This is a genomic window from Halobacteriovorax vibrionivorans (assembly GCF_003346865.1).
Taxonomy (GTDB): domain Bacteria; phylum Bdellovibrionota; class Bacteriovoracia; order Bacteriovoracales; family Bacteriovoracaceae; genus Halobacteriovorax_A; species Halobacteriovorax_A vibrionivorans.
In genome coordinates this window covers 214641-228496 of the sequence record NZ_QDKL01000001.1, presented here as the reverse complement: position 1 = coordinate 228496, position 13856 = coordinate 214641, and the positions used below count along the sequence as shown (strand labels likewise).

Genomic DNA, 13856 nt, shown 5'->3' with positions numbered 1-13856 from the left:
GATAGTGTCACTAGTAGTTTACAATACTTTAACAAAGAAGAAAGAAACTTTTAAGCCGTTAGAAGAAGGCAAAGTTAAGCTCTACCTTTGTGGTCCAACGGTTTACGGGCCGCTTCATATTGGAAACTTTAGAGGGCCAATCTTCTTTAATTTTGCCCGCAATTGGATGGAGCATATCGGTTACGATGTAAACTTCGTTTATAATTACACTGATGTTGATGACAAGATCATTAATAAGGCAAATGAAGAAGGCGTTGATTCACTTGAGATCTCAGAGCGCTATATTAAATATTTCCAAGAAGACTTTGGCCGTCTAGGACTACGTCCTCATACTCATAACCCGAAGGTTACAGATTATATTCCTCAAATTATTGAGTACGTTCAAGGCATAATCGATAATGGTATGGCCTATGTTGTTGACGGAGAAGTTTTCTACGAGACAACAAAGCTAGATTCATATGGAGAGTTATCGGGCGTAAATCTAGACGAATTAAATTCGGGAGAGCGAGTCGAAGTCGACGAGCGCAAAAAAGATCCAAAGGATTTTGTTCTTTGGAAGCCTGCCAAAGAAGGTGAACCATCATGGGATTCTCCATGGGGCAAAGGTCGTCCAGGTTGGCACATTGAATGTTCTGCCATGATCAAATCTATCCTTGGTAAATCAATTGATATCCACGGTGGTGGAATCGATTTAATTTTCCCACACCATGAAAACGAGATTGCTCAAGGTGTTGGATGTAATTCATGTAAGTATGTAAATTATTGGATGCATAATAACTTCATCAATATGAGTGGAGAGAAGATGAGTAAGTCCCTTGGGAATATCATCACTGCTCGCGCATTCATGGATGAGTATCATCCAGAAGTTTTAAAATATATTATGCTTTCAACTCACTATCGCTCAATGCTTGATGTGACTGATGAGAAGATTGATCAAGCCTTTAGCGGATCAATTAGAGTTTATCGTGCACTTCAAGTTGCAAAGCATGCAGCAACTTTTGCGACAAATGATTCAGCTAAAGTTAATAAGAAGTTAGCAGAAGAATTGTCACGTCTTGATAAGAAAATTGAAAAGGCTTGTAATGATGATTTCAATACTAGTGAGATGATGTCAGCAATTTATGAAGCCGTTAAAACTTTCAATGCCCTTAATCTTGAAAAGAAGGCAAAGGATGTAAATTCTGCTCCAACTGCAATTGCCTTTTCTGAATGGATAGCAAAGTATGGCCGTATGAGTGCTTTATTTGCAATGGACCCTGAGCAGTTCTTAAATGAGATTAAAGAAGTTCAAATCAGAAGAAAGGGGATTGCCCTAGAAAAGGTTGAAGAGCTTCTTGCTAAACGTGCTGATGCTCGTGCTGCTAAGGACTGGGATGCCGCTGATTCTGCTCGTGATGAGTTAAATGCTCTTGGAATTGATTTCCAAGAAAGTGGTGACGAGGTCACTTGGTCTGTTCGTGTTTAAAGCTTGAACACCGTATGTAATACTTCCAAATCTTTAATCTAGACTCTCTTCTTGTGATATTTTTTAAATATACATACATATGACAAGAGGAGAGAACCCATGAAAAAACTAATAATTTCAGCTACTTTGATGATTGTTTCAGCTTCATCATTTGCACAAATTAATTCAAAAGAATTTGTTAATTGCTTTGTTAAGGCAACAAATGAAGTGATTGTTGAACTTCAAAATGGAGATTCAAAAAGTAAGAAGAAGAGACTTTGTGAGGAGCTTTCTCAAGAAACAGTTGATCGATTAATTGAAAAGTTTACGGTTGTTGAAGGTGGGGTATTAAAGTATTACTCTGCAAACTCAATGGGCCAAGAGCGAATGATTGATATTTACGATTATATTAAAAATGATATGGACTGCTACGGTCTTCCTCTTGAAGGTCAAAAAGGTTCATTAGTAGGAGCAATCGCAAATTCATTTGCTTATAATAAGAATCTCGATTTAGCAGATGCTGCTCTTGATAGAATGACTGGAATTGATCTTTGGGGATCATTCTTTGGTAAGTCTAGAATATATGACACGCTAGATGAATTAGATTTATCTTATTGCAAATAATAAGAATATAAGAAAAGGAAGCTTTAAGCTTCCTTTTTTATTTTTTTTCAACTGGTTTATAGAAGACAAGAATTATACCTGCAATAATTAGAGGTATACTCAAAAGTTGTCCCATATTTAGAATCATCCCTTGTTCAAAGGCAACTTGATTCTCTTTAAAGAATTCAACAATAAATCGCCAAGTGAACCCACCAATAAAAATAAGTCCAAGAAAGCGTCCCGCTTGCCATTTCTTATGAAACTTTGAATAGAGAAAGTAAATAACACCTGAGATAGCAAAGAAGCCTAAGGCCTCGTATAATTGAGCTGGATGGCGTGCAATATTATCGGCACGGACAAATTTAAATGCCCATGGAAGATTAGATGGATGGCCAAGGATTTCTGAGTTAAAGAGATTTCCAAGGCGAATAAAACCACCTGTCATTAATGAAGGTGCAGCGACAAGATCAAGAAGCCAAAGTAGTGGAACATCCTTTACTCTTTTCTTAAAGATATAGATAGAGATAATAACACCTAGGAAACCACCGTGGCTGGCAAGTCCACCTTTCCAAACATAGAGGATCTCGAGAGGGTTACTTAAGTAGTAGCCGGGCTCATAGAATAAGCAGTGGCCTAGTCTGGCCCCGATAATACAACCAGCTATCATATAATTTAAGAGGGAGCTAACTTGATCTGTTGTAAACCCTTTCTCTTTAATTAGATAGCGACGACAGTATCGCTCGCCAATAAAGAAGCCAAGGATAAACATAAGTGAGTAATAACGAACCGCGACAGGTCCAATCCTAAATATTTCTGGATCAACATTCCATGTAATCATATACTTATTGTATGGTTTTAGTGTAGCTTTTACACTTACTTTTTAAAAATTATTCTTATGCAAGACGTTAACAAGCTGAACGCTCAACATTATTGCCAAGTCGCGGTCAACTATCCAAAGCTTCCAAGTATCTTAACCTATAAAACCTTAGGAGAGGAGATTCCTGTCGGCTCTCTTGTGGAAGTACCTTTGGGGAGACGAAAGGCCAAAGGTGTCGTGACAGAATTTAATATCTCTAATGAAGATCTTGAAGCAACTCTTGCAAAGTATAAACTAAAACCTGTTAATGAAGTATTAGCTCCAGAGTTTAGCTTATCAAAAAGTGAAATGAAGCTTTATTCTTGGATGTCTCGCTATTATCACTATAATCTTGGACAGCTTGTTTGGGATTGTTTACCTAAGATTTTAAAGAGACCACGAGAAGTAGAGACAGAGTTTGGACTTAATCAAGACTTTGAACATGAATTAAGTCCTGACCAGAAACCAATTTATGAAAATATAAGTGCAAGGCTTGAATCTGGCTTTGATCGTTTCCTTATTCATGGAGTAACGGGCTCTGGTAAGACGCTTATTTATCTTCATCTAATTAAAGAAGTATTAAAGAAAGGAAAGAGTGTTCTCTTTCTTCTTCCTGAAATTAATTTAACTCCTCAGTTTATGGAGACTTTTAAAAAGTATCTAGACTGCCCTGTACTTCCATATCATTCAGGAGTAACTCCTTCACATAAGAATTCAATTTGGAAGTTTTTAAAGAAGTCCGATCGTCCTGTTCTTCTAATGGGGGTACGCTCAAGTGTTTTTCTTCCTGTTGAAAATTTAGGTCTTGTTATTGTTGATGAAGAGCATGACAGCTCATTTAAACAAACAGATCGTTGTCCTTATAACGGAAGAGATGTGGCCATTAAAAAGGCCCAGCTATTTAATGCACCAGTTGTTCTTGGTAGTGCCACTCCAAGCTTAGAAAATTATTTTACGTTCACCCAACTTAAGCCCGATAATTATTTTAAGTTGGAAAAGAGGGTCGCTGGCGGTTTCCCTGAAATCGAATTATTAGATTCACGCTCTCACGGGCAGAAAAAAGATATGGATGCTCTATCGATTTGGCCTTTTGAGAAGAAGTCGATGGATATGATTAGCGAAGCTTTAGATCGTGATGAACAAGTCCTTGTCTTTGTTAATCGCCTTGGTTTTTCAAATTACCTCCAATGTCGTAGTTGTGGTTATAAATTCGAAGATCCAAATACAGGGGTTCCGCTTAGATACTTTAAAAATAAAAATATTCTTTCTAGCTCCCATTCTGATTATCAGATTCCTCGTCCTGAAATTTGTCCAGAGTGTGGAAATATGAACCTTCTCCAAAAAGGCTTTGGAACAGAGAGGTTGCAAGAAGTTCTTCAAGACTTTTATCCTCAAAAGAAGATAGAACGCTTTGATCGTGACGAAATCACAAATCTTGAAAAGCTAGAAGATAAATTGGACCGTTTTCATAAAGGCGAAATTGACATCTTTGTCGGTACACAGATGCTATCGAAAGGTCACAATTTTAAAAAAGTAAATCTCGTTCTAATACTTGGAACAGATTCAATGTTAAACTTTCCAGACTTTAGGGCCATGGAAAAAGCATATCAAATGATTGTTCAAATTCTTGGAAGAGCAGGACGTTATTCAAATCATGCTAAGGTTGCGATTCAAACGATGCTTCCTGATAATACAATGTTTGATTTTATTAAGTCACATAGCTTCAATGGCTTTTATGATTATGAATTAAATACGAGAGAATTTGGTCTCTTTCCACCATATACGAAAATGGCAAATATCCATGTTTCAGGTCGAAATCGTGAAAAGATTATTTCTGATCTAACTCATGAAATTAATAGACTACGTATGCTAATAGATAAGATGGGAATCGATGCGCAGGTTTGGGGACCGACTCCAGCAATGATTGAACGACGTGCAAATTTATTTACTTGGAGTATGACTCTTATGTGTAAAAATGGGGGAGAGTTAAACCAAGTGTTGCAAGTTTTTAGGTCTCAAAATAAAATCGATTATTCTTTTTCAGTTAAAATTGATGTCGACCCAATGGATACGTAAGTCTTATGATAACCAAAATTCTCACTAGTTTTATTTTTATTGTTGCACCTCTTGTGTACTCACCGGGGCCTGCCAACATAACCCTTGCTGGACTTGGCGGCACCTTTAGTTTCAAAAAGACGCTACCTTTCATCTTAGGACTATGGCTTTCAACGATCTCTGGACTACTAATTTGTCTATATGGAGCGACTGACTTTATCATGAAGCATAAGACGCTCATGACATATCTTCCAATATTTGGAGCTCTCTATTTATTCTATATGGCCTATAAGAGCCTAACGAGTATTAAAAAAATTTCAATTGAAGATAATCAAGAAGAAGATGAAAGTTTAAAAGGTCCATCATTTATTGAAGGTGTTATCTTTCAGGCCTTAAATCCTAAATTTTTAGTATTTACGATAAGTGTATATTCACCCTTCATAGATGAAGGAACACTTTTCCTTTCATTGTTTAGTGTGATTTTATTTATAGGCGGGGCCAGTGCACACTTGGCGTGGTTCTTTTTAGGTAATCGTTTATCACATATTTTAGGTGGCAAAACAGCGCAATACTTCTTTGGTTTCCTTCTGATTGGTGTTGGAATTTGGATGGTATCTTCTAGTTTCAAATAAATTCATATAGTTATATTTTCTCATTGAGTTAAAATATCAATTGTTTATTTAAGATATTGTAATCGTGCTTTTCTCCTAGTAAATTATCTCACATGAAGCCAACCATTAAACGCTCTTCTTATTTAATCCCAATGATTGTTGGAGTTGTCCTTTGTCTTTGTTTTTCAGGTTTAGCTTTTATTGTTTTCGACAGGTACATCAAACAAAATGATATAGACTTTAAAGAACACCGTAAGTCGATCTCAAAGCAGATTGTTGAATCTCTTAAAGTTCCAGTATGGAACTTGAATTCTCAGTATATAGGTAATATCTCTCAAGCATTTATTTATGATGATGAGGAATCAGTTGTTTCTATTAAAATAGAAGATGAAGAAGGTAACTTGCTATCTGAAGTCAATAGGGAGCACCCAGTTGGCAATGGAGTTTTACCTCATCAAATTATGACTGAAGAGTTTGATATTATTTATCGAGATCGACTTATAGGAAAGGCCATTATCGATTTTAGCAATATCTCAATTGTTCGTGATAGTGGAAAGATATTTTCATTTTTAGGACTATGGTTTAGTTTAACTCTTTTTTTCACTTTGCTTATTGTTGCAATCGTTTGTTATTACTTACTAATCAAACCACTAAATTACTTTGTTTCAACTCTAAAGAGAAATGCTAATGGAGAGTATGGAATTGTAAAGGAAGACTTTTATCTTTCTGAATTATCGATACTTGCAAAAACTCTTAATTACGCCACAAAAGAGATCAAATTTAGAGATGAGAAATTACAGCAATATAATGATGAATTAGGTGAAAGAATCGCTGAGAAGTCGAGAGAGCTTTATATTCAAAAAGAGAGAAGTCTCGTTTCAGAAAGGTTAGCAAGTCTTGGACAAATGGCCGCAGGGATTGCTCATGAAATCAATAATCCACTTTTTATAATCTCCGGGAATATTGCAAGGCTTAAAAGACAATTAGGTGATGACAGTAGCAAAGCGAATGATTTTTTAAGTAAAATTGATAATGCTACGACACGAATAAGCGAGATTGTAACGAGTATGAAAACTCTTTCTCGATCTGATTCATTGAATGAAAAAGAGTTTGTTGAAGTAAAAGAATTAGAGTCGATTGTTGGTACGATTTGTAACAGTCGACTTACAGAAAAGAATATTGAAATGTCATTTCATTATGAAGATGGCCATCGAGTTTACGCTAATAAAACACAATTATATCAAGTTCTTGTGAATCTAATAAATAACTCTATTGATGCAGTTGAAAATCTAGATGAAAGATTTATTCACGTTAAGTTTTTTAATACTGAAAGTAAGCAGATTGTTGAAGTTGTTGATAGTGGAGATGGTATTCCACAAGAGATCGTTCATCGTATAATGGATCCATTCTTTACTACTAAAGATGTAAATAAGGGAACAGGACTTGGACTCAGTTTATCTCATGAGATGATGGTTAAAAATGGTGGAGAGCTTATCTATGACGACTCTTCAAAGAAAACAACTTTTACCTTAACTCTTCCTCTTTCCACAGGAGTGAATTAAGTAAATGAGATCGATTAAGAGTTTAATTCTTATTCTTATATTGTCATTTTCAAGCTTGAATCTTGAAGCATCGAAAACTGAGGTAAAAGTAGGAATGTATATTATTCCACCTTTTTATTCTCGTACAGATCAAGTTGCGTCAGGAATTCTTGTGGATTTAATTAAGTACCTCAATGAAAATCAAAATAAGTTTCAATTTAAGATCGTTGAAACATCTCCTCGAAGAAGGTATCGAGATCTTGAAAATGGTATTTATGATATTATATTTTTCGAAAATTCGATCTGGGGATGGAGCAATAGAAATATAAAGTTAAATGAAACAAAAGTTTTTGCTACCGGTAAGGACTACTATATCGCTAAAAAAGATCCAAGGCTAAAAAATCAACAAGTAATATTCGCTAATCTTCGTGAAAAAGTTATTCTACTAAAGAGTGGATTCCATTATGGTTTTCTGAAGTTTAAATCATATGATGTTAAGGATAAGAATCTCATTTACACAAACTCTCTTGAAGGAAATATAAAGAATATTCTTAGAGGTAAGGGAGATATTACAGTCATTAACGACTCATTTCTAAAAATGTATTTAAAGACACATCCAAAAGATAAAGATAAACTTGTGGTTAGTGAAAAAATAGATCAAGTTCATAACTTTAAAGTTCTGGCACGTCCCAATAGTCCTATTTCAATAGATGAGATCGAAAAATTATTTCCATTATTGAAAAACAGTACATACTTAAGAGAAGTTCTACATTTGAAGTAAGAGGAGCTCGCTAAATCGTTCTTTAGCTCTACGCCAACCTTTAGCTTCTTCTCTGAGTCTTTCTGTCCTATTGGTATTCTTACCATCGACTAACTTTCTTTTTTGCAAATTATTAATCATTATACAAAATGTTCTCTTTGTTTTTTCAAAACTTTGGCCACAGATATTATAGACATAATCGATGCTGCCTGTTTTATAGCGGAATTTCTCAAAGCCATCATCGTTAAGATATTTACGATGGAGAGAACCGCTATGCCCTGTGATTGAAAGTAAGTTGATGAAGTAATGACTACCAAATTTTTGATTTGCATTCTCTTGGATAAAGTTTACGATTTCTTTTGGTGTTATTCTTGTTTCTGTTGTCAGTCCTGAACTGTTTTCGATTTTACCTTTTGTTTTAATTTTAAGATCTTTAATCATTTTCTTTGCAGCATCTGCTAAGTTTTCTTTATTTGTTGCCTTCAAAGTTAAAGTCTCAATGAAAAGGTTATTAGAGTACTCCATGGCCAACTTAACAAGATCAAGAGAAGATGGTGACTTTATTGTATTAAGTCTTTTTGTCTCGCTTTGTTCTTTATTTGTAATCTTAATTCCTGAAGTGCTTATACCTCTTTGCTCAAGTTGCTTTTTAAAATAGTAAGCATTAAATGCTAAAGAGTTTCTTATGGGTACTTCAACAAAGTAATCTTTTGTATTCGTATATTGCCACTTTTCAATATCTTGATTGTTCTTATTCTGATTTTTAAAGCCAACACCTGGGCCAAGTGATTTCTGTGAACTTATTGTTTGAAAGCCATCATGTTTTGGGAAAATTGATTTCTGTGTTGAGCGTCCAATTGATTTAAAACGATTAAAATTTAGATTAAAGCCTGAAATACTTTGATTGTATGGTTGATCATCTAGACCTACGGTTCCAATACGTTCAATATTAACGAAATTGTTAACCACCACAAGGTTACCATCTACTTTTTTTATTCCTTCTTGTGCAACAGATTCAATCAAGTCAAAGATTTGTGGTGTTAATAGGTATGGGTCTCCAGAAGTATTCAAAATGAGATCACCCTTTAAAGTGCCATTTTCAATATCGCCACGATAGCTAATCGACGTACTAAAATGAAAATTTGTTCCAAGTTTATCGAGAATATAATATGCCGAGAAAATCTTAAAAATAGAGGCTGGTATTAAATTTTGATTTTCATTAGATGAAATTACTTTTCCATTTTCATCTGCAATGTAATAGCTCAGCGTGTCGCCTTTTTGTAGAAATTCTTTTTCTAAATCTTTGATTGTGTTTGCACTAGTATTAAGGGCCAAGGCCAGAAGTAATATCTTGATCATTAATGTTTATCCTTGTGACTGCATTCTGGAAGTACGGGATCGTAACCTCCCTTTGACCATGGATGACAAGTTGCGATACGCTTTATTGTCTTCCAAGTTGCGATATGGAGTGGTAGTTTTTGAAAAGCCTCTATTCCATATTGTGAACATGTCGGTGTATAGCGACAATTACTACCGAGAAATGGAGAGATTGCCATTTGATAAAAACGGATTAATTTGATGAATACGTATCTCATTATGCGTTATTTTAGCATTTTCATTCATAATTTGCTAAATTTTTGTGATCAAATTAATAGGAATAGAAAATGTTAAAACAAGAAAGAGCAGACTATATTGTAGAGGCCTTAGAAGAGCTTTATCCTGAGACACCTGTACCACTTGACCATACGAATGAGTTCACTTTGCTCATTGCAGTTCTTTTATCTGCGCAATGTACTGATGAAAGAGTTAATCAAGTGACTCCGGCCCTGTTTGCTAAAGCTGATAATGCTCGAGATATGATGAAATTATCTCAAGATGAAATTAAAGAGATCATCAAGCCTTGTGGACTTTCACCGAGAAAATCTAAGGCGATTTACGACCTTTCAAGAATTCTTGTAAGTGAGCATGGAGGCGAAGTACCTGCTAGTTTTGAAGAGCTTGAAAAGCTACCTGGAGTAGGTCATAAAACTGCATCTGTTGTTATGGCACAAGCTTTTGATGTCCCAGCTTTTCCTGTTGATACTCATATTCATAGACTAGCTCAAAGATGGGGTCTAACAAAAGGAAAGAATGTCGTTCAAACAGAAGAAGATTGTAAGAAGCTTTTTCCTCGAAAGCTTTGGAATAAACTTCATCTTCAAATTATTTTCTATGGCCGAGAGTATTGTAAAGCAAGGTCATGTTTTGGCCTAGAGTGCCCAATCTGTCGTCACGTATATCCAAACCGTAAATCAAAAGTAGAGACAAAGAAATGAGAGTAACTCGAATTAATGATTTTGATATTCTATTACATGAAGGAAGCACAAAGAAGTCTGTAGTTGTACTGCATGGTTACGGTGCTAGCTTTCAGGACCTCGCTCCTTTATATCAATACCTAGATCCAAAAGAAGAGCTAAACTGGTACTTTGTTGATGGGCCTTTAAAAGTTGATATTGGTATGGGGATGAAAGGAAGTGCATGGTTTCCAATTGATATGATGGGACTGCAACAGGCAATGATGGCCCAAAGAGTAGAGGACTTCTTCTCTCAAGTGGTACCAGATGGAATTGAAGATATGCGAGACCGATTAATCCATCTTATAAAAGAAATTAAAAAGAATAGTGAAGAATTATACTTAGGTGGATTCTCACAAGGCTCAATGATGAGCTTAGCTATTGCATACAAAGAGCCAGCTCTTGTGGACCGCCTCTTTTTACTTTCTTCTACATTATTTGATGAAACACATATCGCTGAAAATACTAAACATATAAGACATATTCCTATTTTCCAATCTCATGGTACAGGTGATCCTGTTTTACCGTATTTTTTAAGTGAAAAGCTAAAAACCTATTTGGAAAAAGTTGATCAATATGAATTTCATCATTTTGAAGGTGGCCATGAAATTCCGATGCCTATTTTAAATAAATTGCAACGCTTCTTAGAAGAAGGAAGAGAATAATATGATTAGTGGAAATATTAGAAAAATGAAATCAGAGCTAGGGGATGTCGTTCAATACCATCTACCAATGGGAGATGAGCTTGTTGATATGAATGCTCTAATTGAAAAGAAAATCAAACTAAGTTTTGATGGTCAGATTAATTCAATTTACTCTGGTGAATTAATAAAGAAGTCATATTCTCAAGGTTATTCTTATAAAGAAATGATCACTCTTGCTCAATGTGACTCATGTATTGTGAAGCCTGAAAAGTGTCATTATCACAGAGGAACATGTCGTGAACCAGAATGGGGGGAAAAGCATTGTATGATCCCACACTATGTTTATCTGGCCGTATCTAGTCATGTCAAAGTCGGTATAACTCGACACACTCAAATTCCTACTCGTTGGATAGATCAAGGAGCTAGTTATGCTCTACCGATTTTACAGGTTCCAGACCGAAAGACATCAGGTGAAATTGAAGTCGAAATTGCAAAAAGTTTTTCTGATAAAACAAATTGGCGAAAGATGCTAATGAATGAGGTTGCAGACGAAGACTTAGAAATGATTAGAGATCAAATCTATGATGACTTTGCGGATTTAATCGATGATTTTGGTCTTGATGATTTAGAAGAAGAAGTAACACATATAAATTATCCTGTTGTGGAATATCCAACTAAAGTTAAGTCTCTTGGTTTTGATAAAAATCCTGTCATTGAAGGAACTTTAATGGGGATTAAAGGACAATATCTAATTTTAGATACAGGTTGTGTAAACATGCGAAAGCATGGTGGATACTTTTTAAATCTTGAGTATTAAATATCAAGTTCTAATTCTAATTCAGACTCTTTTGCGTGTTTGATTATAAGGTCTTTTAAGCCTTTCGTAGAAATAATATGGTCTGTTAGTGAAAACTTATGCGAAAGAGGTATTGCACAGCCGTTATCACATTTTGCATCAGTCGTTACAACGTGAACAGTTTGGACAGGCTTTTTATTATTGAAACTGGCCATCCATTGAAAATGCTCATGAATCTTATCTGAGATATTTTGTAAGATCTCATCTTTTCTATCAAGATTAAATAGAAAACGACCTGTATCTTTTTGGCGGCCGTTAACTAAAATATTCATGACGCCTTTTTCTTTTAAATGTACACTATTGCTTAAACACTTTGGACAAAACATTACTTTTCCTTAAATTTAAGTATAATTATAAGAGCTAAATAAAAAATAATAAAGGGTAAAATATGGAACCGATCAAAAGAGCTATTCCAATGCGTGATGGTGTCAAAATCTATACGGAAGTTGTCGAGCACGGTGCTAAGTATTGGTTGATTGCTAGTCATGGGATAGGTGAGCACTTAGGTCGTCATAAATACCTTCAAGAAGTCTTTGGTTTTGATGTCAATGTTTTCCAATATGACCTAAGGGGGCATGGCCGTAGTGGTGGTGAAAAAGCCTATATTGATCCTTTTGATCAGTTCATGGAAGATCTTAAAGACATTATTCAATACTTAAAAACAAATTATAAAATGGAAGGCTATATTCTTTATGGGCATTCGATGGGGGCCCTTATTACTTGCGGCTTTGTTCAAAACTATTTGGGTGATGATATTGAAAACCTTAGGGCGATGATCGTTAATGCACCACCTGTGGGAGTTGGTGGCCCACTTGGAAAATTTGTCAATAAAGTGAAATCTGGGTTTTTTAATAAATTAGCTAATATCAAAATGTCAGTACCACTTGGTGGACTAGTTGATCTCAATACTTTATCTCATCGAAATCAAGTTATTGAAGAGTTTAATAATGACCCTTTAAATCATAAGAAGCTCCATACGAAATTATTACTAGAAATGGTCGCTAGTAGTAAGAAAGTCTTTTCAAGACGTATTAACGATAAAGTTGAGAAGTATATTTCATATGGAACGGGTGATACTCTTATCAGTGTGCCAGAACTTGAAAAATATTTAAAAGAAGTAGATCCTAGCTTTACAGTAAGAACAATTGAAGGCGCTCGTCACGAACAATATCAAGAAATCGAAAAGTATCGAGTTCCATACTTTAATTACTTAAGGGACTTGGTTAAAAGTTTAATTTTTTAAAGCTTGTCGATATATTCAATAAAATTTTTAAATACTTTATGACCACCATCAAAACCAGCTTTTAATTTCTCATTAGAGAGTTCTTGCTCAATATGATGATTAATAAAGTCTTGAGAAGCTTCAGGATGTCCTTGAAAACTAAAGAAGGGCAGATCCTTATGTGCAATGCCATCATAAAAACAATCTTTAGACTGGGCCAAGTGAACAAAGTTTTCAGGAAGCTCTTTTACTTCGTAATGATGTGTAATAAATAATTCAAATTTCTCACCTTTAACAAATCCAAATTGATCTTCAAGTATTTCAAGCTCTCTTGTTCCTTCAAATAATTTATTATCTGGTGTTACCATATCAACCTGTGCTCCAAATATGTCTGCAATAAGTTGGTGGCCGAAGCAAATCCCTAAAACAGGAATTCCATTTTCCATTTTTGATTTCATTCTTTTAGCAAGATCAATCTGCCACTCAAGTCGTTGATATACATTTGAATCAGAACCAAAGATGATATATCCACTTGCTTCTTTTATCTTATCAAGAGATTCACACCCAAATTTTGAAACCCAGTGGTAAGTAAAGGGCCTATTAAAGTTTTGTATTATTTGGTTCATACAATTGTATGAAGGATTCTCAATAGAGCAGTCGATAATAGCAATTGGCGATTTCATTTTTATCAATTTCCTATGGTTTTAACTTACAGGATTGTATGGTCAAAATTATTAAGTGTCAGCGAAAATTGAAAGTTTAATTATTGTAAAAACTAAACAGGCCCGTAATTTTGGCGATTTTATCAATCATAAGAAACTAAACTCGATTCGTTTTATTGAAAAGGCCTTAGTTTATATGGTTAACTTAATTTTTTGTGCTTATGTGATTTCAAGCATTTCAATATCCATTTTGACATTAAGTTAAATAA

15 protein-coding genes are annotated in these 13856 nt (G+C 34.8%); 10 read left to right on the top strand and 5 right to left on the bottom strand.

What is annotated here, in order from left to right; genetic code table 11:
- The first annotated feature begins 4 nt into the window (after positions 1-4).
- Positions 5-1465 carry a cysteine--tRNA ligase gene (gene cysS / locus DAY19_RS01145; RefSeq protein ID WP_114705351.1) on the top strand — a complete coding sequence of 487 codons (1461 nt, stop codon included), beginning with the start codon at positions 5-7 and terminating at the stop codon, positions 1463-1465.
- Positions 1466-1564: 99 nt separating this feature from the next.
- Entirely contained in the window at positions 1565-2068 is a 504-nt protein-coding gene (locus DAY19_RS01140) for a hypothetical protein (RefSeq protein WP_114705350.1), read from the top strand.
- A 37-nt stretch (positions 2069-2105) separates the two neighbouring features.
- Here DAY19_RS01140 and lgt read toward each other — a convergent pair whose 3' ends face one another.
- Positions 2106-2885 (bottom strand): prolipoprotein diacylglyceryl transferase, encoded by a 780-nt coding sequence (lgt, locus tag DAY19_RS01135; RefSeq protein ID WP_114705349.1) that lies wholly within the window; start codon positions 2883-2885, stop codon positions 2106-2108.
- Between the two features lie 57 nt (positions 2886-2942).
- Here lgt and priA point away from each other — a divergent pair, with 57 nt between their 5' ends.
- From priA to DAY19_RS01115, 4 genes are all read left to right on the top strand, one after another.
- Entirely contained in the window at positions 2943-4979 is a 2037-nt protein-coding gene (gene priA, locus DAY19_RS01130) for a replication restart helicase PriA (protein WP_114705348.1), read from the top strand.
- 5 nt (positions 4980-4984) lie between these two features.
- On the top strand, positions 4985-5590 hold the full coding sequence (locus DAY19_RS01125; RefSeq protein ID WP_114705347.1) for a LysE family translocator: 606 nt from the start codon (positions 4985-4987) through the stop codon (positions 5588-5590).
- A gap of 92 nt (positions 5591-5682) precedes the next feature.
- Entirely contained in the window at positions 5683-7131 is a 1449-nt protein-coding gene (locus DAY19_RS01120) for a sensor histidine kinase (RefSeq protein ID WP_114705346.1), read from the top strand.
- Between the two features lie 4 nt (positions 7132-7135).
- On the top strand, positions 7136-7891 hold the full coding sequence (locus tag DAY19_RS01115) for a PhnD/SsuA/transferrin family substrate-binding protein (RefSeq protein WP_114705345.1): 756 nt from the start codon (positions 7136-7138) through the stop codon (positions 7889-7891).
- On the opposite strand, the gene DAY19_RS01110 is transcribed toward DAY19_RS01115, so the two are convergent.
- Positions 7877-9229 carry a D-alanyl-D-alanine carboxypeptidase gene (locus tag DAY19_RS01110; protein ID WP_114705344.1) on the bottom strand — a complete coding sequence of 451 codons (1353 nt, stop codon included), beginning with the start codon at positions 9227-9229 and terminating at the stop codon, positions 7877-7879. The two genes, DAY19_RS01115 and DAY19_RS01110, sit on opposite strands and share 15 nt — an antisense overlap.
- Positions 9229-9468, bottom strand: a complete 240-nt coding sequence (gene yidD / locus DAY19_RS01105; RefSeq protein WP_370454608.1) for a membrane protein insertion efficiency factor YidD — start codon at positions 9466-9468, stop codon at positions 9229-9231. The genes DAY19_RS01110 and yidD overlap by 1 nt, the downstream gene beginning before the upstream one ends.
- A 66-nt stretch (positions 9469-9534) precedes the next feature.
- Here yidD and nth point away from each other — a divergent pair, with 66 nt between their 5' ends.
- Genes nth through DAY19_RS01090 form a run of 3 tightly spaced genes read left to right on the top strand, consistent with a single transcriptional unit; the run spans position 9535 to position 11664 of the window.
- On the top strand, positions 9535-10185 hold the full coding sequence (gene nth / locus DAY19_RS01100) for an endonuclease III (protein WP_114705342.1): 651 nt from the start codon (positions 9535-9537) through the stop codon (positions 10183-10185).
- Positions 10182-10868 carry an alpha/beta hydrolase gene (locus DAY19_RS01095; protein ID WP_114705341.1) on the top strand — a complete coding sequence of 229 codons (687 nt, stop codon included), beginning with the start codon at positions 10182-10184 and terminating at the stop codon, positions 10866-10868. Before nth ends, DAY19_RS01095 begins: the two co-directional genes overlap by 4 nt.
- A 4-nt stretch (positions 10869-10872) precedes the next feature.
- Positions 10873-11664, top strand: a complete 792-nt coding sequence (locus tag DAY19_RS01090; RefSeq protein ID WP_114706225.1) for a DUF2797 domain-containing protein — start codon at positions 10873-10875, stop codon at positions 11662-11664.
- Here DAY19_RS01090 and DAY19_RS01085 read toward each other — a convergent pair.
- Positions 11661-11975, bottom strand: a complete 315-nt coding sequence (locus DAY19_RS01085) for a hypothetical protein (protein ID WP_133296851.1) — start codon at positions 11973-11975, stop codon at positions 11661-11663. The genes DAY19_RS01090 and DAY19_RS01085 overlap by 4 nt on opposite strands.
- A 116-nt stretch (positions 11976-12091) precedes the next feature.
- On the opposite strand from DAY19_RS01085, the gene DAY19_RS01080 reads away from it, so the two are divergent.
- Positions 12092-12946 carry an alpha/beta fold hydrolase gene (locus DAY19_RS01080; RefSeq protein WP_114705339.1) on the top strand — a complete coding sequence of 285 codons (855 nt, stop codon included), beginning with the start codon at positions 12092-12094 and terminating at the stop codon, positions 12944-12946.
- Here the strand turns inward: DAY19_RS01080 and DAY19_RS01075 are convergent.
- On the bottom strand, positions 12943-13608 hold the full coding sequence (locus DAY19_RS01075; protein WP_114705338.1) for a type 1 glutamine amidotransferase: 666 nt from the start codon (positions 13606-13608) through the stop codon (positions 12943-12945). The two genes, DAY19_RS01080 and DAY19_RS01075, sit on opposite strands and share 4 nt — an antisense overlap.
- Positions 13609-13856 lie beyond the last annotated feature (248 nt).

Bases quoted from the DNA above. Each gene is read 5' to 3' on its own strand.
- DAY19_RS01140 (WP_114705350.1), top strand. From the start codon at position 1,565: ATGAAAAAACTAATAATTTCAGCTACTTTGATGATTGTTTCAGCTTCA.
- lgt (WP_114705349.1), bottom strand. From the start codon at position 2,885: ATGATTACATGGAATGTTGATCCAGAAATATTTAGGATTGGACCTGTC.
- priA (WP_114705348.1), top strand. From the start codon at position 2,943: ATGCAAGACGTTAACAAGCTGAACGCTCAACATTATTGCCAAGTCGCG.
- DAY19_RS01125 (WP_114705347.1), top strand. From the start codon at position 4,985: ATGATAACCAAAATTCTCACTAGTTTTATTTTTATTGTTGCACCTCTT.
- DAY19_RS01120 (WP_114705346.1), top strand. From the start codon at position 5,683: ATGAAGCCAACCATTAAACGCTCTTCTTATTTAATCCCAATGATTGTT.
- DAY19_RS01115 (WP_114705345.1), top strand. From the start codon at position 7,136: ATGAGATCGATTAAGAGTTTAATTCTTATTCTTATATTGTCATTTTCA.
- DAY19_RS01110 (WP_114705344.1), bottom strand. From the start codon at position 9,229: ATGATCAAGATATTACTTCTGGCCTTGGCCCTTAATACTAGTGCAAAC.
- nth (WP_114705342.1), top strand. From the start codon at position 9,535: ATGTTAAAACAAGAAAGAGCAGACTATATTGTAGAGGCCTTAGAAGAG.
- DAY19_RS01095 (WP_114705341.1), top strand. From the start codon at position 10,182: ATGAGAGTAACTCGAATTAATGATTTTGATATTCTATTACATGAAGGA.
- DAY19_RS01085 (WP_133296851.1), bottom strand. From the start codon at position 11,975: ATGAATATTTTAGTTAACGGCCGCCAAAAAGATACAGGTCGTTTTCTA.
- DAY19_RS01080 (WP_114705339.1), top strand. From the start codon at position 12,092: ATGGAACCGATCAAAAGAGCTATTCCAATGCGTGATGGTGTCAAAATC.
- DAY19_RS01075 (WP_114705338.1), bottom strand. From the start codon at position 13,608: ATGAAATCGCCAATTGCTATTATCGACTGCTCTATTGAGAATCCTTCA.